This is a genomic window from Thermoanaerobacter sp. CM-CNRG TB177, assembly GCF_018588165.1.
Taxonomy (GTDB): Bacteria; Bacillota; Thermoanaerobacteria; order Thermoanaerobacterales; family Thermoanaerobacteraceae; genus Thermoanaerobacter; species Thermoanaerobacter thermocopriae.
This window is the reverse complement of sequence record NZ_JAFCAC010000055.1, coordinates 21965-42952: the sequence shown is the minus strand read 5'-3', so window position 1 is coordinate 42952 and position 20988 is coordinate 21965. Positions and strand designations below refer to the sequence as shown.

Here is a 20988-nt window from a genome sequence, read left to right as displayed (position 1 = left end):
AGCATCACCTTGCCAAGGTGAGGGTCGCGAGTTCGAGTCTCGTTGTCCGCTCCATTTAATTTTATAGGCGCCCTTAGCTCAGCTGGATAGAGTGACAGGCTTCGAACCTGGAGGTCGTAGGTTCAAATCCTACAGGGCGCACCAGTTGGAAGCTAAGCTAACAAGTTAAAATAATAAGGATATTTCAATAACAATTCAAAAAATAAATTAATAAATGTAACGTGCGCCATTAGCTCAGTTGGTAGAGCAGCTGACTCTTAATCAGCGGGTCCGGGGTTCGAGTCCCTGATGGCGCACCAGTTATTTTTGAGAGTTTAAAAGGTATCGACATTTTGTCGATACCTTTTTTGGTAAAAACTTTTTTCAAAATAATTATTGCAATCTTTTGCATTTTATGGTATAAATAATTTAGACAATTTAAGAAAAACTAAATATAACAAATGCTAGGGGAGCCCGAAAAGGGCTGAGAGGGGATTCGTTCCCGACCCTTTGAACCTGTCAGGGTAATGCCTGCGTAGGGAAGCATGATTTTTAAAACATTTGAAAAATGCTCACCACACAGGTGGGCTTATTTTATTATTTGGAGGTGTGCTTATGAAATTAGCTCTCACTATTGCCGGTTCTGACTCTGGAGGAGGAGCAGGTATACAGGCAGATTTAAAGACTTTTTCAGCCCATGGAGTATACGGCATGAGTGTTATTACTTCAATAACAGCGCAAAACACCATGGGAGTTTTGGGAATTGAGGATATAAGCCCTGATATGGTGTATTTGCAGATGAAGGCAATTTTTGAGGATTTATATCCGAATGCAGTGAAGATAGGTATGGTGTCTAATGAAGACATAATTAAAATGGTTGCAAAAGGGCTAAAAGATTACAATGTAAAAAATGTTGTGCTGGACCCTGTTATGATTTCAAAAAGTGGAAGCTATTTATTAAAGCCAGAAGCAGTGGAGGCTTTGAAAAAGGAATTGATTCCTTTAAGCCTTGTAGTTACTCCAAATCTTATGGAAGCGGGAGAATTAGTTGGAAAAGAAATTAAAAATGTATCGGATATGAAGGAAGCGGCCAAAAAAATTCTAGATTTTGGTGCAAAAACAGTGGTAGTAAAAGGTGGACATCTTACAGGAGATGCTTTAGATGTATTTTACGATGGAAAAGAGTTTTATGAAATTACCTCAGAAAGAATCGATACTAAAAACACTCATGGTACAGGCTGTACATTTTCCTCAGCTATAGCTGCCAATATCGCTTTAGGCTATGATTTAGTTGAGTCAATAAAAAGAGCGAAGACATACATTACAGGGGCCATAAAACATTCGTTAGCTATAGGGCAGGGAGTAGGTCCTACTAATCATTTTTGGAATATAGAAATAAGGATGGTGTGAGATATGGACTTAACCCTTTATGCTATAACAGATAGGTCTTACATAAAGGATATGGATATAGCTGAAGCAGTGGAACTAGCGATAAAAGGCGGTGCAACAGTAATTCAACTGAGAGAAAAAGATATATCAAGTAGGGAATTTTATGAAATTGCACTCAAAGTTAAAGAAGTGACAAAAAGAAATAGAATCCCCCTCATTATAAACGACAGAGTGGATATAGCCTTGGCAGTAAATGCAGATGGAGTTCACGTTGGACAGGAAGATTTGCCGGCAGATGTTGTAAGGAGAATGATAGGTCCTCATAAAATAGTGGGGGTATCAGCAAGCACAGTGGAAGAAGCTTTAAAGGCGCAAAAGGATGGAGCGGATTATTTAGGAGTAGGCGCGGTGTTTAAGACTCCAACAAAGCCGGAAGCAGAAGCTATTGGAATAGAAGGGTTAAAAAAGATAAAAGAGGCTGTTAGTATTCCAGTCGTTGCAATAGGTGGTATAACGAAGGATAATGCTTATGAAGTCATGTTAAAATCAGGAGTAGATGGGATATCCTCAGTTTCAGCTGTATTTTATGGGGATATAGAAAACAATACTAGAAAACTTTTGGAGGTTATAGCAAAAGCGATAAATGATAGGAGGATTTGAAATGAAAAAAGAATTGTTGAAAATTTTAAGGGAGAGAAAACCTTTAGTTCACCATATCACTAATGTAGTTACTGTCAACGATTGTGCTAATATAACATTGGCTATTGGGGCACTGCCAGTCATGGCCCATGCCTTGGAAGAAGTAGAAGAAATGGTAAGTGCAGCAGATGCTTTAGTTTTAAATATAGGCACTCTTACAAATGAACAAGTAGAAGCGATGATAAAGGCAGGAAAGGCCGCAAATAGATTTAAAGTACCAGTTATATTAGACCCTGTTGGAGCGGGAGCTACGAAGCTTAGGACAGAAAGTTCAAGAAAGATATTAGAAGAGGTAAAAATTTCTGTGATAAAGGGAAACAGTGCTGAGATTTCAATACTTGCAGGCAAAGGTGGGAAGATACGTGGTGTAGAGTCTCAAAGCGGAGCAGATGATATTTCTGAAGCTGCAAAAGATTTAGCAAACGCGTACAACGTTGTAGTAGCAGTGTCAGGTGGTACTGACATAATTACTGATGGGAAAAGAATTGCGTATGTGAAAAATGGACATCCTACGATGGGCACTGTTACTGGTACAGGTTGTATGCTTACCTCTGTAGTAGCAAGCTTCTGCGGAGTATGTGAAGATTATTTTGAAGCTACAGTAGAAGCTTTTATAGCTTTTGGAGTAGCAGGTGAAAGAGCCGCTCAAAGCAGCAATGTCAAAGGGCCCGGCAGTTTTAAAGTGACATTTTTTGATGAGATATATAATCTCACGCCGGAGATAATAGAAAAAGATAAGAAGGTGGAGTATGAATAAAATACATCGTATGGTTTTTATGGCACTTATTATTGCTATAGGTACTTTTACCTCTCAATATGTATGGTTTAGTGTAGGTGTTGCCAAAGTTACACCTGTTCAACATGCTATTAACGTTATTTCAGCAGTTTTTTTGGGACCTTGGGGAGCATTAGAAGTTGCTTTTATTATAGGACTATTGAGGAACATCCTTGGTGTTGGATCGCTTTTGGCATTTCCAGGAGGAATGGTTGGTGCATTCATTGCTGGATATCTTTATAGATTTACACGTAAGTTTTATTTTGCCTCTATAGGAGAAGTTATAGGGACAGGCATTATAGGGGCATTGCTTTCTTATCCTATTGCTAGGTATATACTGGGAAATTCAGGCGCGGCTTTTATGTTTGTCATTCCATTTTCGCTTTCCAGTACAATAGGCTCGGTTATAGGATATGTAGTAGTAATGATTTTAGCAAAATACAAAAAATTGAATTATTCCAATTGAATATATACTGCCCCACTGACTAAATAGAGTGTTAGTAAATTTAGCTTATGGAATTGATTATACAAAATTTCGAAAATATAAATATTATACTGTAACACAAACTTGTTTAAAAGAAAGGAGAAGATTTATGATTGATGAAGTTGTAAAAGTCTTGAACGACGTAAAAAGAAAAATGCCACTTATACATGTCATCACAAATTATGTTGTGATGAATGATAATGCAAACGCACTTTTGAGTTTTGGAGCATCACCTGCAATGGTAATGTCGCCAGAAGAGGCATATGATTTTACTGCGATTTCAAATGCTCTGTATGTAAATATAGGCTCAATAAATAATGAAATAAAGCAGGCTATAATAAATTCGGTTTCCTCTGCATCAGTACATAAAATACCTGTTATCCTTGACCCGGTAGGATGTGCAGCGATAAAGAGTAGAATTGATTTTGTAAAAATGCTATTAAAACTTGGAAGTATCAGCATTATTAAGGGAAACGGTGGAGAAATAAAAGCACTTTCAGGCGAAAATGCAAATGTTAAGGGTGTAGATTCACTTGATGATAATGGTGTTATGGAGGCATGTATAAAACTTGCACAAAAAACAAATACAGTAGTAGTTTCAACTGGCAAAGAAGATTATATAAGTGATGGCAAAAAAGTAGTAATAGTAAAAAATGGTACACCATTGTTTACCAAAATAACTGGTGCAGGTTGTACTCTTGGAGCTATAATGTCAGCAACATCTGCAGTAAGCGAGGATAAAATTATAGCTGCCCTTACAGCACTTTTAGCTGTTAATATAGCAGGTGAACTAGCAGAGAAGGAAAGTAAACTGCCTGGTACTTTTAGAGCTAAGTTTATAAATAATCTTTACATCATCAACCCAGATATAATAAAAAAACATGCTAAGTTTGAAGTTTTGAAGGTGTAGATTATAAAGAAAATAAAGATTTTTTTAAAGTCGTTGAAGAAATACAAATTGTTCAACAGCCTAATATTTTTAATTTAAATCTATATGCTCTCCCGTATCTAAATAAATTACCCATTCACATACATTAGTAGCATGATCAGCAATTCTCTCAAGATAACGAGCTACAAACAAAAGCTGACTCGCCTGGTCGATGTTTCTTGGGTCTTCCATCATATAAGTTAATGGTTCCATAAATACTTGTTTGTAAAGGGCATCTACTATATCATCTTTTTCACCAATCGTCCTTGCAAGGTCTAAATCCTGGCGAACGTAAGAATCCAATGACATTTTTACCATTTCTCTTACGATTTCAGCCATTCTAGGAATATCTATCAATGGCTTTATATATTTTTGATGAGCAATCCTCAAAGTAGTTTTTGCTATATCTACTGCATAGTCTGCCATTCTTTCTAAGTCTGTAACAATTTTGAGCCCTGTCAAAACTATTCTCAAATCCCTTGCGATTGGCTGCTGGGTTACAATAATCTTTGCACATTTATTGTCAATTTCTACTTCCATTTTGTCTATTCTGTCGTCATCATCTATGACCTTTTGAGCCAATTCTGTATCATGGTTTACTAAAGAAGTAATGGCATTCGCTATCATTTCTTCTACAAGGCTACCCATTTTTAATATGTCATAATGAAGTCCCTCTAATTCTTTTTCAAAATGAGTGCGATTCACCCTTTCACCTCCTTTAATCGAATTTTCCAGTGATGTAGTCTTCCATCCTCTAGTCTTGCTACAACCAGATGGCCTTATAAGAACTAAAATGCCATTTTCTTACGTAGATAAAATAATGATTAATTATAAAAGCATAAAATATTAAAAAATGAAACAAAAGCATATTCATACAAATGAAACGCCTTTGTTTCATTGCAAGAATGGGTACCATTAGTGATAGTATATGCCTTCTCTGCCCCCCCTTTAACCCCCAAGATAAGCTTCTTTTACCTGCGGGTTTTCCGCCAGCTGCCGGGCGGGGCCAGATAAGACAATTTTTCCTGTTTCTAATACATAGCCTTTATGAGCAATAGAAAGAGCCATATGTGCATTTTGTTCCACTAAAAGAATAGTAGTTCCTTGCTCGTTTAGTTCTTTAATGATCGCAAAAATCTCTTTAACCAACAGAGGAGCTAAGCCCATTGAAGGTTCATCTAAAAGCATAAGCCTAGGTGCTGACATTAATGCTCGTCCCATCGCTAACATTTGTTGTTCTCCGCCAGATAAAGAGCCGGCCAGTTGTCCCTTTCTTTCTGCAAGCCGCGGAAACCGTTCAAAAACCCTGCTAAGCCTGCGTTTAAATTCTGCTTTATCTTTTAAAAGATAAGCACCTAATTCCAAGTTTTCCAATACTGACATGTTAGCAAAAACCCGTCGGCCCTCAGGCACCTGGCTTATGCCCATTTTTACGATGTCATGAGCAGTTTTACCAGTAATATCCTTACCTTCAAAAATTATTTTTCCTGATTTAGGCTTGACCAATCCGCAAATTGTATTTAAAGTAGTGCTTTTCCCCGCACCATTTGCCCCGATTAAGGTTACTATTTCTCCTTCGTTTACGGTAAGCGATATTCCTTTTAAAGCATGAATGGCCCCGTAAAACACATTTAACTCTTCAATTCTTAATACTTCCTTCTCGCTCATAGTTACGCCCCCTCTCCTAAATATGCTTCAATAACCCGAGGGTTGTTTTTAATTTCTTCAGGCGTCCCGTGAGCAATATTAACTCCATAGTCCAAAACGTAAATCTGCTCGCAAATGTTCATTACTAAATGCATATCGTGCTCAATGAGCAAAATAGTCACGTTAAACTTACTCCGGATAAAGCCAATTAATTCCATTAACTCCGTCGTTTCTCGAGGATTCATGCCTGCTGCTGGTTCGTCTAAAAGTAATAATGAAGGGTGAGTAGCCAACGCCCGGGCAATTTCTAATCGACGCTGTTCTCCGTAAGGTAAGTTTTTGGCCTTTTCTTCTGCCTTATGAGCTAAGTTCATGATTTTTAATAGCTCGTAAGCTTCATCCCGCATTTCCTTTTCTCCTTGGTAAAACTTCCCAACACGGAATATAGCATGCATCATATTATATGGAACATGCAAGTGCCTGGCAATTAAAACATTCTCCAAGACCGAAAGTTCGCCAAACAAACGAATGTTTTGGAAAGTACGGGTTATGCCTTTAGCAGCAATTTGGTAAGGCTTTAACCCTACTATGCTTTCGCCTTTAAAGATTATGTCACCTGTGGTTGGAAGGTAAATCCCGGTTAAAAGGTTAAAAACCGTCGTTTTACCTGCACCGTTTGGTCCGATTAACCCAACTAAATCTCCTTCATTTAAGGTAAGATTTAAATCCTGAACTGCTTTTAATCCTCCAAAACTAATCCCCAGGCTATGCGTCTGCAGAATGGCTGCCATGACTAACACCTCTCTTTCTCTGCAAAAGCTTAAAGGATAACTCATGGGTTCCAAGAAGTCCCTGGGGTCTAAATAACATTACCAAGATTAAGATTATGGCATAAATTATAAGCCGCAGTTCTGCTAAACTCTGTAAAAATGTAGAAATTAACGTCAATACAATTGCCGCTACTACTGAACCGGTGAGGCTCCCCTGACCTCCTAAAACTACCATCACAAGTATATCAAAGGATTTTAAAAAGTTAAAAGCATTTGGTTCAATAAAGGTAATATAATGAGCAAGGAGTGCTCCGCCAATTCCAGCAAAAAATGAACCCATAGTGAAAGCTATAACTTTATATTTTGTAGTATTTATTCCCATGGCTTCCGCCGCAATTTCATTTTCTCGGACTGAAATACACGCCCTACCATGGCTGGATTGAATAAAGTTTTTGATAACTAAAACTGTAACCAGCATGCACCCAAAAGCCCACAGCCAATTAGTCCTCTGTGGTATCCCCATTAAACCGTAAGCTCCGCCTAAATAATCAATATTTGTTATTACCCCCCGGATTATTTCAGCCAGTCCTAAAGTAGCAATAGCCAAGTAATCACCTCTTAACCGCAAGGTAGGTATGCCAATTATAATACCGCCAATACCAGCCACTATTGCTCCAACTAACAAGGATACAATAAAAGGAGCATTAAAATTTAAAGACATAATAGCCGAGGCATAAGCACCTAATGCCATAAATCCCGCATGGCCAATAGAAAATTGTCCTGTAAAACCAACCACTAGATTTAAACTTACGGCAAGAATAATATTGATTGCGATAATAATTAAGTTTAACATCACAAAAGGACTAATGATTTCTGCTGAATACAAAACCTAAACTCCTACCATAAGCACTACTAGCAACAACGTTACTGCAAGATTTTCCTTTGTAAACCAATTTTTCAGCATTCTGTATCACCTACACTTTCTCCCGAACGTTTTTCCCAAATAAGCCAGAAGGTTTAACTAATAGGATAATAATCAAAATCACAAAAGCCACAGGATCCCGATATAAAGAACTGCCGTACCCACTTACTAAGGACTCAGTAATCCCTAAAATAAAGCCTCCGGCCATTGCTCCAGGTATAATTCCTATTCCTCCTAAAACCGCTGAAACAAAGGCTTTTAAACCAAACATAATTCCCATTAAGGGAAATACTTTATTGTAATATATCCCTACCAGTACCCCTGCTGCCGCAGCTAAAGCTGAACCAAGAGCAAAGGTGATGGATATTGTCGTATCCACATTTATTCCCATTAAACGAGCAGCTTGCATGTCATAAGAAACTGCCCGCATTGCTTTTCCAATTTTCGTATTATGAACTATATACTGTAGTAAAATCATTAAGATAACCGTGACCGCAATAATTAAAATTTCCTGATTTGATATGGTAACCTTTCCGCCAAGCAATGTATACGAAGCATGCTTAAAAACTTCCGGAAATGCTCGAGGCTGTGGTCCCAGGAAAAACATCGTGGTATATTCTAAAAAAAGGGAAACACCTATTGCAGTAATTAAAATTACAATTTTAGGCGAGTTTCTTAAAGGACGATATGCCAATCTTTCGATAATAATGCCTAAAATAGCACACACAATCATGGAAAAAATTAACGCTGGAACAAATGACATTTTTAAAACCAACGTCGCATATAGTCCTGCGAAGGCACCAAGCATGTAAACATCACCGTGGGCAAAATTGATGAGTTTTATAATACCATAAACCATAGTGTATCCTAAAGCAATTAAAGCGTAAATACTTCCTACTGATATTCCATTTATTAACTGCTGGATAAATTCATTCATCTTATCCACCCCTACCTTAATTAAATTCATTTTCTTAAGGGGAGGAATATTCTCCCCCCTTTAATCTTTTAAGGATTTACGTAAGCCTTATAGATTTGCTTACCGTCTTTGTATTCCAAAATCACCAAGCCTTTAACAGCATTGTGATTTTCATCTATGGAGATTTTGGCAGTAACTCCTTCTACATCCTTGGTGGTCATTAAAGCTTCTTTGATTTTTTCGGGTGTAGCTTCACCAGCCCGTTTAATGGCATCAACTAAAGCAAGTACCGTATCATAACCTACTGCAGCCATTGCATCCGGCTCGCTGCCGTATTTTTCCTTATACTTTTTAACAAAGTCCTGAACTTTTGGATCAGGCATTAAAGACGAATAGTGATTGGTAATAAAGGTGTTATTAAGCGCAGCAGCACCTGCAATTTCAACAAGCTTTGGCGAATCCCAGCCATCACCACCGCCCATAGGAACATTAATACCAAGCTCCCGTGCTTGCTTTACAATTTGCCCCACTTGCTCGTAATAACCAGGTACATAAATAAATTCAGGCTTTAAATTTTTAATCTTGGTTAATACCGCGCGAAAATCCTGATCTTGAGTAGTGTAGTTTTCATCAGCTAAGATTTCGCCACCGCCAGCTTTGAAAGCTTCTACAAAAAACTTAGCCAAACCCACCGAGTAAGGAGCTGTATTATCTTTTAAAACAGCAACTTTTTTAAGCTTTAATTCATTTAAAACGAACTTCGCCATTGCCGTTCCCTGAAAAGGGTCTATAAAGCAAGTCCGGAAAATATACTCCCTTACTTTGCCTGTTTTAGGATCTACTGTAACATCAGGGTTAGTTGCCGAAGGCGAGATCACAGGAACTTTATTAGTTTCGGCAATGTTAACATAAGAGAGGGTATTGCCAGAAGTCATCGAACCAATAATAGCAACTACTTTATCTTGGGTAATTAACCGAGTCGCAACCGAAGCGGCTTCTGTATTATCGGACTTATTGTCATACTTGACTATTTCAATCTTTTTTCCAAGAACTCCACCAGCGTTATTAATTTCATCTACTGCTAACATAATTCCATTTAAGCCTGATTGACCCAATGTGGCAACATTTCCCGACAGCTCTAAGTTTGCTCCAATTTTTATAACATCGTTATTCTCAGACTTACTTCCACACGCCGAAGCAAATAAAAGTAAAAACGATAATAAACCTGCTGCTACTCTCCTCACAATGCCTTTACGCACGGCTTACCATCCTCCTTTAAAATTTTCTGTTTTTTAAAAATAATCTTCCATTTTTGCTATAAGCACATAACCTGTCCTGCTACACCCCTCTCCTTTTTAAAAGGGTGCGAATCCACTGCAGATTCTGCTGACTATTATAATCATTTTAAAAACATATCTACGATTTTTACATTTTTCTTTATTTTTCTTAAAATATTCAGTATACATTAGGTACGTCCTATTAGTAACCATTTTCACCTCCTTGTGATCCTTTTTTCAAATTTGAATTAATTTGTGGTATAATAAAAATGATCTGCATATTTTAAAAAGGTTTTTTAGGGGATAATATTTAGTATAAAATTTTGATGGAGATTTAAATTTGATGGCTGATAATTAAAAAGGCAAAGGCACCTTTTTTCTAAAGGCGCCTTTGCCTCCTTTTCTATTTACTTCCTGCATTAATTATACTTGCTTTTCTTTGTTTTGTCAATATGCAAAGGAAAAAGGCTTAGAAGCGCTCTTGACATATTAAAAAAACTTTGATAAAATGGCCTTGCATGGACTTTTAATCAGCTGATGATGGTTAGAGTCCCTAATGGCACACCAATTTTAATATGCGGGCATGGCGGAATTGGCAGACGCGCCAGACTTAGGATCTGGTGTCTTTCGACGTGGGGGTTCAAGTCCCTTTGCCCGCACCACAGTAAAATCAATGGTTCCAAGGTTTTGAAAGTTTTGGAATTCACTATAAACGGGTGTTAGTAATGCAATAGTAATGCAATAAAACAAAAATACATACCCAATCGTTTGTTCCTTTACTGGCCATACACCAGCTTATTACTGTGCAGGTCTTTGTGTTTTATAAAGAAGTAAGAGAAGTATCGTCATTATCGTCATATCGTCAGAATGCAGTATTTTCAAGGCTTTTAGAATGACGATAAAAATTTAATATCGTCATGAATCGTCATAATATCGTCAGTAGTTAAAAATTTTTGTTTTTCTTTGTCATTTATTTTAGCTAATTCAATGTGTTGGGATACTCCAAGTTTAGCAGCTGTTGCTTTACTAATATGAAATAACTATGGAGTTAACAGGACCTAATGGTAACACTGCGAAAGTAAAAACTGGATGGATTGAAGAAAAGGGAACAGGCAAATTCAGATTGATAACATTGTTTGTTGATGAATGATTTGGAGAGTGGTTAGCATGAGAATAAGAGAACTTGATGTTATTAAAACAAAAGATGGACGAGAGGGGACTGTAGTGCATATTTTTGATGTAATTGGATTACCAAAAGCATATGAAGTTGAATTTGATGATGGTGAGTTAGAAACAATCGAGGAAGACAAAATTAGCGAAGTAATTTGGGAAATGCCTGCACATTAACCAACCACCCAACCGAACAGGGTTGAGGTGGTATTTTTATGCCTTCTTATTTATTATCTGCTAGATGAGTATGTTTTATTATTTCTTTCACTTCATCATTTATTTTTTCTGCTATTTGAATTTCTTGTTGAATAGATGGTAAAACAGACGAAATTATTTCGCTTGTTTTATGTCCTCATTTACCACCAAAAAATAAGGCAGGGGGTTGTCCCTGCTGATGGATAAAAGCTGTTTTTATCTGTTGCCTTGCTTATGGACAAGGCTTTTTTCTTTGTTTAAAAGGCTATTTAGGCTTTCCGCTGCAAGCCTCTGCATTTCAGGGGTTACGTGGCTGTAAAGGTCAAGGGTTATTGTTATGCTACTGTGGCCTAAACGTTCCTGCACAATCTTGGCTGGTATCCCCCTCTTTAAAAGTAGGGTAGCATGTGTATGTCTTAAATCATGTAGCCTAACTTGTGGCAGTCCAGCTTTTTTAAGTAGTCTTTGAAAATGCTTTGTGAATTCCCTTGGGTCAAGTGGTGTTCCGTCTGGCTTGCAAAATACAAGGTTGTGGTCTTGATAGGCTTCTCCTAATAATAGCTTTTCCTGGGCCTGTAGCTTTCTGTGGGCTTTAAGCTCCCTGATGGCATCATCGGTTAAAACTACTGTTCTTTGTCCGCTCTTGGTCTTGGTAGTCTCTTCAAGGGTTAGGCTGTTTTTCAATATAAGCAACTGCCGTTTAACCACAATGACACCTTGCTCCAAATCTACACAATCCCAGCATAGGCCTAATAATTCGCCACGCCTTAAGCCTGTGGTGGCCGCCACAACATAGGCCGCATACAGTCTATCATCTTTGGCCACGTCAAGGAATTTGAGCAGTTCCTCTTCTGTTAAGGGCCTCATCTGTTTGTTCTTTACCGCTGGTGGGCTTGTGGCCTCTGCTGGGTTTCTGGGTAATAAGCCTTCTTTTACTGCTTGCTTTAGGGCCTGATGGATGATGGTGTGGCAATAGTGTACCATCCTTGTTGATAGGCCACCTTTTCCGTCAGCTCTGCCATTTTCCAGCTTTTCGTTATAGAAAGCCTGTAGCATGTGGGGTTGTAGCTTGGCCAATGGTATACCACCTAATGCTGGTTTGATGTGTATATCGACAATCGCCTTGTAACTTTCGTATGTGGTGGGCTTTAGCTGGCCCTTTTTGTACTCCTCAAGCCATTTGTCCAGCCATTCGCCAAATGTGGCCTTTGAAGGTTCTATAAAGGTTCCTGTGCGCAATTCCTGTATAATTTCAGTCAGCTTCCCGATAACTTCCTGTCTTGTCTTGCCGTAAAAACTCTTTCGCTTTGGCTTGCCTGTTTGGGGGTCATAGCCAACGGTTACTTGTGCTACCCACAGCCCATCTGAACGCTTGTATATTGTTCCCTCTCCGTTCCCCCGCTTTTTTGACATTTCCCCTGCCTCCTTTTTTATTTTAGTTTTGTTTAATTTGGTATGTTTGCTTATATTTTAGTACAATTTTGTATGCCTGTCAACCAACTTTTAAAATATTGTTATCCTTCGGTATTTGTGCTAAACTATAAGCAAAGATACATGAGGAGGAAATTCTATGGAAAAACTCTACACTCCAGAAGAATTGGCCGAATTGCTTAAAGTTTCTCGTGAGACTGTTTATAACTGGCTTCGCTCTGGCAAGTTAAAGGGTATAAAGGTAGTTAATTTTTGGCGCATTCCTGAAAGTGAATTAAACCGCCTTCTTGGCCTTGATGGCAACAAGCAGGATAAAGAGGAATAATCTTTGGCATCCCCTGGCTAGGATGTTCCCCCTTAAGGCCAGGGGTGCCTTTTTATGGCCATTACCTGAAAGTGAGTATTGCCGTCAAGATTACCTGTACCAGTACCAACAAATAAGTTATCTGCATTAGCCTGTTTTGTTTTAGTTCCCGCCACATCAGCTTTATGTATTTCATTTTTTCGATAACCTCCCTTCCACAAGATAGTATATCCTGTGTCATCCTTCAAAGCCGCCTGTATCAAGCCTTGCAGGGGCTGGTAATGCAATTTTAATGCAATTATTGAATTACTACGGTATTGCTCTTCTTAAGATGTTTTGTCTTTATCTGTGGCTTTGGTGTGGTCTGCCTTATAGGGCAATCCGGATTACATCCCTCCAGGGGTGAAAGATAAATCCCTTTTTTCCATAAACATATCTCCCTGGTGCCATACAAACACATAAAACTTTCTTTTGGGTCTTTCTTGGCCATTATTTTCCCTCCTTTTATAACCTCCGAATCCTGGGAATTGGGTGTCTAAATTCGGCATACCAGCAAGCCAAAGCCGTGGCAAGTACAAGGTCGTCGTGTACTCCTTCACGCCATGCCTCATAGCTATCATGGGCTGTTTTTATGTCAATCTTCACCTTGAAGTTTAACAGTTCCTCCACAAGGATGGATGATAGCTTAAGCTCTTTGGCCACCTTTATCCTGCCTTCCTGGAAGAGTACCTGAAGATTGGTTACCAAATCCCTCTTTGGTACGTGGTAGCCATCATCATCCTTGTTCACGGTATTGCCTCCTGTGATGGTGATAGCCACCAACGGATTTAAGCCTGCTCGTTTAAGCATATCCACAACGGGGCTTCCTACGCCTGTTTTATCAACCACCAATGTGGTCTTGCCTTTTAGCTGTGGGCTGGTGAAAATGGTCTTCACTCGCTCCACAATGTCGGGGTAGGGTGTGCCCAATGGTGGTCTTTCAATGTGTCTTACATGGTATTCCGCTGGCTTTGGTTCATACATATATTCCTTTTTCTCCACCACAACAATGGCCGTGTAGTCTTGAGCCTGGCCTAAATCAAGGCCGATAATAAACATCATTCACCACCTCCAAACAAGGGTTCTATATCATCGTTTAAGGCCGTTACAACCTGGTCATAGGTGAAGACGCTGTCTTCCGTCTCCACAAACTCGCATAGGTACTCCTGCTTAAACCACCAATCCCCCATGCTTCTACGTTCCTCTTCAAGGAATTCATGGCTTATCCTTGGGCAATCATAGGCCGTTATCTTAATTCGCTCCCATGTATCGCCGCCTTCCGTCCATTCCTTGAAGAAGTGTCCCCTCTTGCCAAAGGGGGTGCTCATCAGTATCAGCCTACCACCGCTAACCGCTAACATGGGCCTAACTGCAAAATATAGGTCGTCTGGTACTCTGGCCGCCTCGTCCTCGATGATTAGGGCCGCTCCTGAAAAACCTCTTATCGTGCCTTCACTTCCTGGCAAAGATACAATCCTGCTTTTGTTCTTCATGGTCAATGATAGCTTGTTATCCTCCACAAGCTCGGGTTGCTGTTCTGATGGCAATGCCTTAAATAAATCCTGTACCTTCCTGAAAAGCTCGCTTGACTGCCTTAAGGATGGACTAACTAAAAGGATTAGGCTTTTGGGGTAGAATAAAGCTCTGTGCAGGGCCAGTATTGCCGCTGTGGTGCTTTTGCCGCTTTGCCTACTGCAATTAAGCAACAACCTTTTACCGCTCCACCTTAAGGCCTGTTCCTGCCATGGGTCTGGGTTGAATTTTAGGGCCTCTTTGGCGAATATTACTGGGTCTAATGCCTGGGCCAAATCACTCATCAGCATTGATTTTCTGCCTCCTTAAGGGCCTGTGCTAGCCTTAAACGTGCTTCTGGATAAGGTTCCAATGTCTTTAGGATAAGCGTTCTCAACTCTATCCATTGAGGATTAACCAGTATATTTATTGTGGTACCTTCCTGTAGTTCGCCTTGTAACCTGGCCAGCAACTCTAAACATCCCCTTGCTTCCCTGATACCTTGCAGGGCTGTTTTAAGGTCGCCTGCTTGTTCTGCTTTGGTAAGTATGCTTAAAGCTCTATCTCTTAACTCCACAACCTGGTCAAGCAGGGTATCAGCTTTTGCCACCTCCTGGGCCTCCTGTGCCTTAACCATTGTGGTGGGTATATGGCTTTTATGCCTGTAAAGGGCATGATAATTGACGTTGTACTGTTCCGCAATTTTTGCGATATTTTGCGTTTCAAGCAATAACCTGTTTATTTCATCAACTTGTGGGTGTTCGCATATCGTGCATTTCCTGGGCATTAATCCACCTCCCCAAATACTGCGTTGTACGCCTTCTTTTCGTATTCCATGGCATCATTTTCTGCTGCTTCCCGTTCCTGGGGGGTAAATGGTGGGCGATAATGTTTTAACTGCCACAAATGCCTGGCCTCATGTGCCACCGTTAGGGCCGCCTCTTTTGGGGTAAGGTTTGCGTATATCCAAATTACATTTTGGTGAAAACTTTTAGTGAATCCTGAAATGGACTCTGTTTCGAATGATGTAGGCTCAACGCCAGCAATATCCGATAGTAGTTTATCTATTTTCCCAAATAGGGGGTCGTCTTCTATAATCCACCTAATTTCCATCTGTGGTAAGTTTAAATCCTCTTTCACGTATTCAAGCATAGTGTGGGCCGCCAGGTAAACATGTAGGTTCACCTGGCTGGCCTCTATTTCTCTGTACCATTTCTTAGTCTGTGTAGCCATAGCGTTCAAGCTCCTTCAGCCATAGTGAATATTTTGTATCCAGGAATGTGCCGCCGCTGTTTGGGGCTAACCTGAAAAATTTTTGATGGGTTAACTCTTGCCAGCTTAATGCTGGTAACATGCCTGGTAAGCCGCCGAATTCACCTCCTCGCCTGCTCACTAAAAGCCATTGCTCTTCAATTTGTTTGGCCTCTTCGTTTACTTTTACTGCCTCTGCAAGAAGGCTGGCCAGCTTCTTAATGGCCTTTTTATGCTCGTTCCTCAAGCTTTCCGCAACTGCTTCCCTGGCTTCTCTGTCCTTTTGCTTTACGATGTCAGCCTTAACTTTGAGTTCCATCTTTGCTCTATCAAGTGCCGCCTCCAGCTCTTTAACGGTTTTTGTCAGCTTATCAGCTCTTTTCTTTGCCTCTTCAGCTTTTGTTTTTTCAACTTCTCCCAATTCAACCAGTACTGCCATTCTTAACGCCTCTTGTTCAACTTCCTGCATTAAGGGTTTAGCTTTCTGTAATTCACTCTGCATTTTTTGAATTTTAGCCTTTGTTTCCTCATAAGCTTCTCTGGCCTTTTTAAGGGGTTCATACTCGTTAATATCAAAGGTAGCATTTTTCTTGCCTATCATTTGTCATCCCTCCCTTTTTGTAATTCTGTTTGTAGTCTCTCCAAGGTAGTAAGCCACTTTTGGATTTGTTTTTTCAGCTGTTCCTTTTCTTCCTCTGCTTTTGCTGCTTGTTTCCTCAAGCTTAAATTAACATGCCTTAAAAACTCATTAGGATACACAACAATCATCCTCCCATTGCATTATTTTTGCAGTATCCCCTTTAAAAGGGGCTTATCGGCTGATTTTGGAGTCATCCGCAAGAACGATGAATTGGTGGGGCCCGCATATGCTTCACCTCCTAAAACGGAAATGTTCCATCATCTTCAATTTCTATAAAGTCAGCGAAAATATCGTCATCATCGTCATTATCCTCAGAATGCAGTGTTTTCAAAGGTTCCGGGCATGACGATATTTTTTGTTTATCGTCAGGTATCGTCAGGTTATCGTCATCCCTGAAAGCCGCTTCATTGCTGGGTTCCTGACGATATGACGATATTGACGATATTTTTTCTCTCTTTCGCAAAGTAATTGTTCGTTGTGCCTCTGTTCTGCTGCTGTCCACCAATATCCCGTAATCAGCCAACGCCGATTTAATCCTGTTCAGTTTCCGGGCTAGAGTATTAGGTCGCTTCGGCCACGTTTTGTCCTTTTCATTCACGCTGGGTAGTTCATTCAGGGCCTCTAATAACTCGCTAGCCGTTCCCTGCCACTCATCCTTATCAGCCATAAATTCAACGATAGCATTGCCAACAATGTCGCTAACAATGGCTTCTTCAACAGCCTGGGCTATATTCCGCCAATATGCTGCCATGAATTTTTGGCCACTGCCTGGTTCGATGGCCTCCCAAATAGCATATCCCCACATCGCGAAATCTGCCATCCTTGGCAGGGCTGGTAACTTTACATTTGAGTATATTGCCATAGCTTTTGATAGGGTATCAAATATGGCTCCCAGGATATAAGGCCTGTCCTGCTCAAACTCCTGCCAAAATTCGAATTCTGTTTTGCGCTTGCTTTCGTCAATTCGCTCCAGCCTGAAGAGTAGGCTCCTGTCAAGCAAATCATCCCTTGACGCCACCAAGTTAATTCCGTTAAGCATAGGGCAACGCCTAAAAGAGAGAATTACCTCTTCCATGTCAGTATAAAGCTCTCTTTTTGAAATACCACCACCAGTCGCCGCCTGGCAAAGCATATCTGACTGCCATGCACTCAAGCCGTCAAGGTTATCAAAACATGGCGCATAATTTGTCGTTAGCAAGAGGGCCAGCTCATTCTTGTCGTTTGGCAGGGCTATGGTATCCCTTACAGCAGGGTCAACTAATTTGCGGATAACTCGCTGTGCTGTGGTTTTTGCTGCGCCTTTATCCCCATAAAAGACTGGAATAGCATGTGGTATGTCTGGGATAAACATCTGGACGATAGCCGCTATAAGTAAAGTCCAATCTTCCTCGTCATGCAAATTGATATATTTCTTTAGCATCTCCAAGGTTCCATCATGCTGGGGTAGTACCTGGGGGGCCGTGTTCTTGTACCGCCTGAAAAGGATGGGGGGTACATCAACCACTTCCCAGCCTTCTGGAGTGATTTTCACCGCTCTCCATGCCTTATCTGCCAAATCATACCAGAAAGCTCCGCCGTGTTCTGCCACACGCAAGTTAAGATTTATTTGTGGGCCATCAAACATGGCCTTGGCCTCGATAACATTTAGGGCCTGCCTGATAGCCTCATTGTTTGGTGCTTTGCCTTCGTTCTCAAAGAATCGCCTGACAAGGTACTGCTTGAAAAACTTACTCCTCAAAGGCCAAACCTCTCTATGGCCGTTAATGGGTAATACTGCATAGCCATCTTTCAACTCATCGTGGAATAGTAAGGCCTCACTCAAAGCAATCTGTATAAGCTTGTCGGCCTGGCTGGACTTTTTGTTTTCTTGCTCGTCAGTATCATCATTTTGTGGTATAATATTAGCAAGGAAATCCGCTTTCAGCGCCCTAATTGCTTTTAAAACCTCTGCTCTGGTATCCATTTTGCCACCTCCTTTACGACATAGAGTTTCTCCTGGGGTGTACCTTCAAGCAGAAGGTCCAACCAGTATCCAACAAGTGTATGGTTATGGTAAGCTTCTGCTATTACATCCTGCTCAAGGTCTTCAGGAATTTTGGCTTTCAGCTGCCCGTACAGGTGGTATAAGTCGGATAAGAAATTAAATGTTTTGTCGATAATTCCTAGGTACGATTGATAAAGTCTCTCCTCGTGGATGTGCTTCTCTTGGGCCTGTGTGGTGGCCTTTTTCTTTTTCCTGTGAGTCCTAGTTTTGATGGATATGCCAAAATCCTCGGCCAATTTTTGGGCCGCCTCCAAGGGTTGAAGATAGAAATATTCAGCCACAAAATCTACCACATCCCCATGCCACCCGCAGCCAAAGCAGTGGAGCTTCTCATCCACCAACATGGACGGGTGGCGTTCATTGTGAAAAGGGCATAGGAGCCAGTAACGTCCGCCCTTTCGTATGGGGTGAAGGCCGTATCTTTTCAGGGCTTCAAGTGGAGTAACCTCCTTTTTTACCACTTCGAAAATGTCCTGCATTTAATCTTCCTCCTTTTTCCATGCCTGTAACTCCAGCCATCTCTCAAACGCCTGTTTTGGTACTACAATCCGCTTACCAATCCGAATAGCAGGAAAATCCTTTTGTTTTGCCAGCTCATAGGCTCTGGGAACATTGATGTTTAAAAGTTTCGCAATTTCTCTTACATTGTAAACAGCTCTGTTCTCCACGCTTTCATCCTCCTTTTTGCTCTTGTTTAATTTAGTTTTTTCTGTTATAATCTTAATGTATCAATATCCATGTAGGAAGGTAATGAAACATGAATAAAAAATTTCGCTCCGAAGAAGACGTTAGGGCTTTCCTTGAAAAAAAAGAAAAAGCACCAATCCCCGATATTATATGGGACAAATTAGTGGAAAAGGGCTATGTTCAAGAAGTGCTGGATGGCTACGATGATGCTATGTCTTACCTTATAAAGGAATATAAAAGCCTCAAAGAAGTCCATGATACAGGGGCCAAAAGTGGGGTAAGGGTATATGATGCCAGCAAGCTGTTTATCCCCAAAGAAACACCTTCTTTTACCGAAGAGGATTTGATATACTCAAAGGTTATTGCCTATGAGATTGGGAATTTGCCTTTTCTGAAGGATTTTCGTCGCAAATACCTAAACAATCAGCTTATACCCATCGAAAAAATAGATGAATGGATAAAAGAGATGGCCAAAAAGGATGGCCAGTCAACAATAAATGCCAAAAGGAAAATCAGCAAAATTGAAATAAAAAGTAATGGCGAAATAGTACATTGTTTCGATGAGAATAGCCGCTGGCAGTTTGAAGGGCCTGTCTTGCTTCAATATCCCTCAAGCTCTGGGTGGACCGAATACGTCCCCATCAATATGGAAGGTGTCCTTGGCTGCTTAAAAACCGTTGCCGAAAGGCTGATAAAACACTACTGCCCAATGTGGCAGGAAGGGCAAGCAGTAGCCTTTATCCTTACAGGATTAGTCCCCTTAATCCCCAAAATAAGAAGTACTGTAACTTTAAACTCTATGGGCATATGCTTTATAACGCTGAAATTCGATGCAAGGTTAACGCCTCAAGAATTGGCCAAACAATACGGCAAACTCCGCAAAAAAATACTGGGTTCAAAGATAGTAAAACCTTTAAGCAAAAAACATTTAAAGTTAGCTGAATTCGTGGTGGACAACAAAAAAGAAGGTATTACATGGGAAAAACTAATGCATTTGTGGAATGAAAAATATCCAGAATGGGCATACAAAAATTATAGGCTTTTTTATCGTGATGGGAATGCCGCAATTAAAAGAATAATGGCAGGCAAAATCGATTATGAAAGCTTCTTCGCTAACATGACCATATCCCAGTAACCTGGCAACTTGAAAGTTTTGGTATTGCTGTTCCTTTTCTTCTTCTTTATATGGCATTCACATTATCCCCTTAAAGTGCAGGATATCCTTTGGACGCTTGCTGATTTTCCCTTTAGAGGTAGGTGGGATGGTAGTGGAGTTGTTAAAGGATTATTATTGGATTTTGCAGAATACTAAAAAGTACAAGGAGATGTTATCACGGTTAGAAGCAGACGCTAAAAAATACAAGCAACAAGGCTTATTGGAAGAGATAGAGGAACTGCAAAACCTCTATAAGGCAAAAATACAGGAAAACCTTGAGAAACAAAAGAAAATAGAACAGGCTATTGAACACCTACAGGGTGTAGAAAAGCAAATTATACTTTTACGATACAAAGAAAATAAAACATGGGAAGAAATAAGCTGTGAAATGAATTACAGCTATTCACAAGTGCATAGGATACACAGAAAAGCATTAAAAAAGCTTGAAGAGAGGTTAAATCAAAAGCACAGATAAAGCGAAATGACGATACCACATCCTAGCAAAAAGCTGGCCAATGACGATAAATGACGATATCATGACGATAAAAAATCAATATAGTCATGCCTGAAGGGCTTGATTTTGCTGGGTTCTGACTGACGATATTTTTCCTACTTCTTTATATGGCGTCCACAATCAAGATGAACGGAATACAATTCCGCTCACCAGCATAGGGGGTAATCCTGCAATGCATGGATGTATTACATTTATCCTCAAACAACAACTGGAAAAATTTCGGAAATGGAAAGTGCTCAAATTGAGCTCTTTCCAAATA

Annotated in this window: 27 protein-coding genes, 3 tRNA genes, 1 pseudogene and 1 riboswitch; of the genes and pseudogenes, 13 read left to right on the top strand and 18 right to left on the bottom strand. The window is 40.1% G+C overall.

The window, feature by feature from the left end:
* Positions 1–67: 67 nt before the first annotated feature.
* The 7 genes from I4N53_RS05855 (at position 68) to thiM (I4N53_RS05825) (ending at position 4236) form a co-directional block, all read left to right on the top strand.
* Positions 68–144: transfer RNA gene (locus tag I4N53_RS05855), tRNA-Arg, on the top strand.
* 79 nt (positions 145–223) lie between these two features.
* Positions 224–299 (top strand) — tRNA-Lys (locus I4N53_RS05850).
* Between the two features lie 136 nt (positions 300–435).
* Positions 436–538, top strand: a riboswitch (TPP riboswitch).
* A gap of 56 nt (positions 539–594) precedes the next feature.
* Positions 595–1389 (top strand): bifunctional hydroxymethylpyrimidine kinase/phosphomethylpyrimidine kinase, encoded by a 795-nt coding sequence (thiD, locus tag I4N53_RS05845; protein WP_214495827.1) that lies wholly within the window; start codon positions 595–597, stop codon positions 1387–1389.
* Between the two features lie 3 nt (positions 1390–1392).
* The gene (gene thiE, locus I4N53_RS05840) at positions 1393–2028 is read left to right on the top strand and encodes a thiamine phosphate synthase (protein WP_013149979.1); all 636 of its coding nucleotides are present in this window, start codon (positions 1393–1395) and stop codon (positions 2026–2028) included.
* Between the two features lies 1 nt (position 2029).
* Positions 2030–2824 (top strand): hydroxyethylthiazole kinase, encoded by a 795-nt coding sequence (gene thiM / locus I4N53_RS05835; RefSeq protein WP_214495826.1) that lies wholly within the window; start codon positions 2030–2032, stop codon positions 2822–2824.
* Complete coding sequence (gene thiW, locus I4N53_RS05830) at positions 2817–3308, top strand: energy coupling factor transporter S component ThiW (RefSeq protein WP_214495825.1); 492 nt, start codon at positions 2817–2819, stop codon at positions 3306–3308. The genes thiM (I4N53_RS05835) and thiW overlap by 8 nt, the downstream gene beginning before the upstream one ends.
* 127 nt (positions 3309–3435) lie before the next feature.
* A complete protein-coding gene (gene thiM, locus I4N53_RS05825; RefSeq protein ID WP_028991754.1) occupies positions 3436–4236 on the top strand; it encodes a hydroxyethylthiazole kinase in 801 nt (266 codons plus the stop codon).
* Positions 4237–4305: 69 nt separating this feature from the next.
* Here the strand turns inward: thiM (I4N53_RS05825) and phoU are convergent, their stop codons facing one another.
* The 6 genes and pseudogenes from phoU to I4N53_RS05795 form a co-directional block, all read right to left on the bottom strand.
* The gene (phoU, locus tag I4N53_RS05820; protein ID WP_013149983.1) at positions 4306–4959 is read right to left on the bottom strand and encodes a phosphate signaling complex protein PhoU; all 654 of its coding nucleotides are present in this window, start codon (positions 4957–4959) and stop codon (positions 4306–4308) included.
* Positions 4960–5202: 243 nt separating this feature from the next.
* Positions 5203–5922 carry an ABC transporter ATP-binding protein gene (locus I4N53_RS05815; RefSeq protein WP_013149984.1) on the bottom strand — a complete coding sequence of 240 codons (720 nt, stop codon included), beginning with the start codon at positions 5920–5922 and terminating at the stop codon, positions 5203–5205.
* A 2-nt stretch (positions 5923–5924) separates the two neighbouring features.
* Positions 5925–6692: an ABC transporter ATP-binding protein gene (locus I4N53_RS05810; protein WP_013149985.1), complete on the bottom strand. Its 768-nt coding sequence runs from the start codon at positions 6690–6692 to the stop codon at positions 5925–5927.
* A pseudogene (locus I4N53_RS05805) lies at positions 6667–7635 on the bottom strand (branched-chain amino acid ABC transporter permease). Before I4N53_RS05805 ends, I4N53_RS05810 begins: the two are co-directional and overlap by 26 nt.
* Before the next feature lie 10 nt (positions 7636–7645).
* Positions 7646–8530 (bottom strand): branched-chain amino acid ABC transporter permease, encoded by an 885-nt coding sequence (locus tag I4N53_RS05800; protein WP_041591693.1) that lies wholly within the window; start codon positions 8528–8530, stop codon positions 7646–7648.
* A gap of 68 nt (positions 8531–8598) precedes the next feature.
* Complete coding sequence (locus I4N53_RS05795; protein ID WP_013149988.1) at positions 8599–9768, bottom strand: ABC transporter substrate-binding protein; 1170 nt, start codon at positions 9766–9768, stop codon at positions 8599–8601.
* 595 nt (positions 9769–10363) lie between these two features.
* Here I4N53_RS05795 and I4N53_RS05790 point away from each other — a divergent pair.
* The 3 genes from I4N53_RS05790 (at position 10364) to I4N53_RS05785 (ending at position 11133) form a co-directional block, all read left to right on the top strand.
* A tRNA-Leu gene (locus I4N53_RS05790) sits at positions 10364–10448 on the top strand.
* Between the two features lie 380 nt (positions 10449–10828).
* A complete protein-coding gene (locus tag I4N53_RS12655; protein WP_370623304.1) occupies positions 10829–10936 on the top strand; it encodes a hypothetical protein in 108 nt (35 codons plus the stop codon).
* Positions 10937–10953: 17 nt separating this feature from the next.
* Positions 10954–11133, top strand: coding sequence for a DUF4926 domain-containing protein (locus I4N53_RS05785; protein WP_214495824.1), 180 nt, complete (start codon positions 10954–10956; stop codon positions 11131–11133).
* A gap of 234 nt (positions 11134–11367) precedes the next feature.
* Here I4N53_RS05785 and xerC read toward each other — a convergent pair whose 3' ends face one another.
* On the bottom strand, positions 11368–12564 hold the full coding sequence (xerC, locus tag I4N53_RS05780; RefSeq protein WP_214495823.1) for a tyrosine recombinase XerC: 1197 nt from the start codon (positions 12562–12564) through the stop codon (positions 11368–11370).
* 157 nt (positions 12565–12721) lie between these two features.
* Between xerC and I4N53_RS05775 the strand changes: the two genes are divergently transcribed.
* Complete coding sequence (locus I4N53_RS05775) at positions 12722–12907, top strand: helix-turn-helix domain-containing protein (protein WP_214495822.1); 186 nt, start codon at positions 12722–12724, stop codon at positions 12905–12907.
* Between the two features lie 32 nt (positions 12908–12939).
* On the opposite strand, the gene I4N53_RS05770 is transcribed toward I4N53_RS05775, so the two are convergent.
* From I4N53_RS05770 to I4N53_RS05720, 11 genes are all read right to left on the bottom strand, one after another.
* Positions 12940–13134: a hypothetical protein gene (locus tag I4N53_RS05770; RefSeq protein WP_214495821.1), complete on the bottom strand. Its 195-nt coding sequence runs from the start codon at positions 13132–13134 to the stop codon at positions 12940–12942.
* Positions 13135–13184: 50 nt separating this feature from the next.
* Positions 13185–13376 (bottom strand): hypothetical protein, encoded by a 192-nt coding sequence (locus I4N53_RS05765; protein ID WP_214495820.1) that lies wholly within the window; start codon positions 13374–13376, stop codon positions 13185–13187.
* A 14-nt stretch (positions 13377–13390) separates the two neighbouring features.
* Entirely contained in the window at positions 13391–13987 is a 597-nt protein-coding gene (locus I4N53_RS05760) for a hypothetical protein (RefSeq protein WP_214495819.1), read from the bottom strand.
* Positions 13984–14748: a terminase large subunit domain-containing protein gene (locus I4N53_RS05755; protein ID WP_214495818.1), complete on the bottom strand. Its 765-nt coding sequence runs from the start codon at positions 14746–14748 to the stop codon at positions 13984–13986. The genes I4N53_RS05760 and I4N53_RS05755 overlap by 4 nt, the downstream gene beginning before the upstream one ends.
* The gene (locus I4N53_RS05750) at positions 14742–15224 is read right to left on the bottom strand and encodes a hypothetical protein (protein ID WP_214495817.1); all 483 of its coding nucleotides are present in this window, start codon (positions 15222–15224) and stop codon (positions 14742–14744) included. Before I4N53_RS05750 ends, I4N53_RS05755 begins: the two co-directional genes overlap by 7 nt.
* Entirely contained in the window at positions 15224–15670 is a 447-nt protein-coding gene (locus tag I4N53_RS05745) for an ImmA/IrrE family metallo-endopeptidase (protein ID WP_214495816.1), read from the bottom strand. The genes I4N53_RS05750 and I4N53_RS05745 overlap by 1 nt, the downstream gene beginning before the upstream one ends.
* Positions 15654–16289, bottom strand: a complete 636-nt coding sequence (locus tag I4N53_RS05740) for a hypothetical protein (RefSeq protein WP_214495815.1) — start codon at positions 16287–16289, stop codon at positions 15654–15656. Before I4N53_RS05740 ends, I4N53_RS05745 begins: the two co-directional genes overlap by 17 nt.
* Entirely contained in the window at positions 16286–16456 is a 171-nt protein-coding gene (locus I4N53_RS05735; protein WP_214495814.1) for a hypothetical protein, read from the bottom strand. Before I4N53_RS05735 ends, I4N53_RS05740 begins: the two co-directional genes overlap by 4 nt.
* 110 nt (positions 16457–16566) lie before the next feature.
* Positions 16567–18291 carry a hypothetical protein gene (locus tag I4N53_RS05730; RefSeq protein ID WP_214495813.1) on the bottom strand — a complete coding sequence of 575 codons (1725 nt, stop codon included), beginning with the start codon at positions 18289–18291 and terminating at the stop codon, positions 16567–16569.
* Positions 18267–18851, bottom strand: a complete 585-nt coding sequence (locus tag I4N53_RS05725; RefSeq protein WP_214495812.1) for a CHC2 zinc finger domain-containing protein — start codon at positions 18849–18851, stop codon at positions 18267–18269. The genes I4N53_RS05730 and I4N53_RS05725 overlap by 25 nt, the downstream gene beginning before the upstream one ends.
* Positions 18852–19040 carry a helix-turn-helix domain-containing protein gene (locus tag I4N53_RS05720; RefSeq protein ID WP_214495811.1) on the bottom strand — a complete coding sequence of 63 codons (189 nt, stop codon included), beginning with the start codon at positions 19038–19040 and terminating at the stop codon, positions 18852–18854.
* A gap of 89 nt (positions 19041–19129) precedes the next feature.
* On the opposite strand from I4N53_RS05720, the gene I4N53_RS05715 reads away from it, so the two are divergent.
* Complete coding sequence (locus tag I4N53_RS05715) at positions 19130–20194, top strand: hypothetical protein (RefSeq protein ID WP_214495810.1); 1065 nt, start codon at positions 19130–19132, stop codon at positions 20192–20194.
* A 133-nt stretch (positions 20195–20327) separates the two neighbouring features.
* Positions 20328–20690, top strand: coding sequence for a sigma factor-like helix-turn-helix DNA-binding protein (locus I4N53_RS05710; protein WP_214495809.1), 363 nt, complete (start codon positions 20328–20330; stop codon positions 20688–20690).
* Positions 20691–20988: the final 298 nt, after the last annotated feature.

What these genes read in the sequence shown, in the direction of transcription:
- thiD (WP_214495827.1), top strand. Translation starts at nt 595, where the DNA reads ATGAAATTAGCTCTCACTATTGCCGGTTCTGACTCTGGAGGAGGAGCA.
- thiE (WP_013149979.1), top strand. Translation starts at nt 1,393, where the DNA reads ATGGACTTAACCCTTTATGCTATAACAGATAGGTCTTACATAAAGGAT.
- thiM (WP_214495826.1), top strand. Translation starts at nt 2,030, where the DNA reads ATGAAAAAAGAATTGTTGAAAATTTTAAGGGAGAGAAAACCTTTAGTT.
- thiW (WP_214495825.1), top strand. Translation starts at nt 2,817, where the DNA reads ATGAATAAAATACATCGTATGGTTTTTATGGCACTTATTATTGCTATA.
- thiM (WP_028991754.1), top strand. Translation starts at nt 3,436, where the DNA reads ATGATTGATGAAGTTGTAAAAGTCTTGAACGACGTAAAAAGAAAAATG.
- I4N53_RS05815 (WP_013149984.1), bottom strand. Translation starts at nt 5,922, where the DNA reads ATGAGCGAGAAGGAAGTATTAAGAATTGAAGAGTTAAATGTGTTTTAC.
- I4N53_RS05810 (WP_013149985.1), bottom strand. Translation starts at nt 6,692, where the DNA reads ATGGCAGCCATTCTGCAGACGCATAGCCTGGGGATTAGTTTTGGAGGA.
- I4N53_RS05800 (WP_041591693.1), bottom strand. Translation starts at nt 8,530, where the DNA reads ATGAATGAATTTATCCAGCAGTTAATAAATGGAATATCAGTAGGAAGT.
- I4N53_RS12655 (WP_370623304.1), top strand. Translation starts at nt 10,829, where the DNA reads ATGGAGTTAACAGGACCTAATGGTAACACTGCGAAAGTAAAAACTGGA.
- I4N53_RS05785 (WP_214495824.1), top strand. Translation starts at nt 10,954, where the DNA reads ATGAGAATAAGAGAACTTGATGTTATTAAAACAAAAGATGGACGAGAG.
- xerC (WP_214495823.1), bottom strand. Translation starts at nt 12,564, where the DNA reads ATGTCAAAAAAGCGGGGGAACGGAGAGGGAACAATATACAAGCGTTCA.
- I4N53_RS05775 (WP_214495822.1), top strand. Translation starts at nt 12,722, where the DNA reads ATGGAAAAACTCTACACTCCAGAAGAATTGGCCGAATTGCTTAAAGTT.
- I4N53_RS05765 (WP_214495820.1), bottom strand. Translation starts at nt 13,376, where the DNA reads ATGGCCAAGAAAGACCCAAAAGAAAGTTTTATGTGTTTGTATGGCACC.
- I4N53_RS05760 (WP_214495819.1), bottom strand. Translation starts at nt 13,987, where the DNA reads ATGATGTTTATTATCGGCCTTGATTTAGGCCAGGCTCAAGACTACACG.
- I4N53_RS05755 (WP_214495818.1), bottom strand. Translation starts at nt 14,748, where the DNA reads ATGCTGATGAGTGATTTGGCCCAGGCATTAGACCCAGTAATATTCGCC.
- I4N53_RS05750 (WP_214495817.1), bottom strand. Translation starts at nt 15,224, where the DNA reads ATGCCCAGGAAATGCACGATATGCGAACACCCACAAGTTGATGAAATA.
- I4N53_RS05745 (WP_214495816.1), bottom strand. Translation starts at nt 15,670, where the DNA reads ATGGCTACACAGACTAAGAAATGGTACAGAGAAATAGAGGCCAGCCAG.
- I4N53_RS05740 (WP_214495815.1), bottom strand. Translation starts at nt 16,289, where the DNA reads ATGATAGGCAAGAAAAATGCTACCTTTGATATTAACGAGTATGAACCC.
- I4N53_RS05735 (WP_214495814.1), bottom strand. Translation starts at nt 16,456, where the DNA reads ATGATTGTTGTGTATCCTAATGAGTTTTTAAGGCATGTTAATTTAAGC.
- I4N53_RS05730 (WP_214495813.1), bottom strand. Translation starts at nt 18,291, where the DNA reads ATGGATACCAGAGCAGAGGTTTTAAAAGCAATTAGGGCGCTGAAAGCG.
- I4N53_RS05725 (WP_214495812.1), bottom strand. Translation starts at nt 18,851, where the DNA reads ATGCAGGACATTTTCGAAGTGGTAAAAAAGGAGGTTACTCCACTTGAA.
- I4N53_RS05715 (WP_214495810.1), top strand. Translation starts at nt 19,130, where the DNA reads ATGAATAAAAAATTTCGCTCCGAAGAAGACGTTAGGGCTTTCCTTGAA.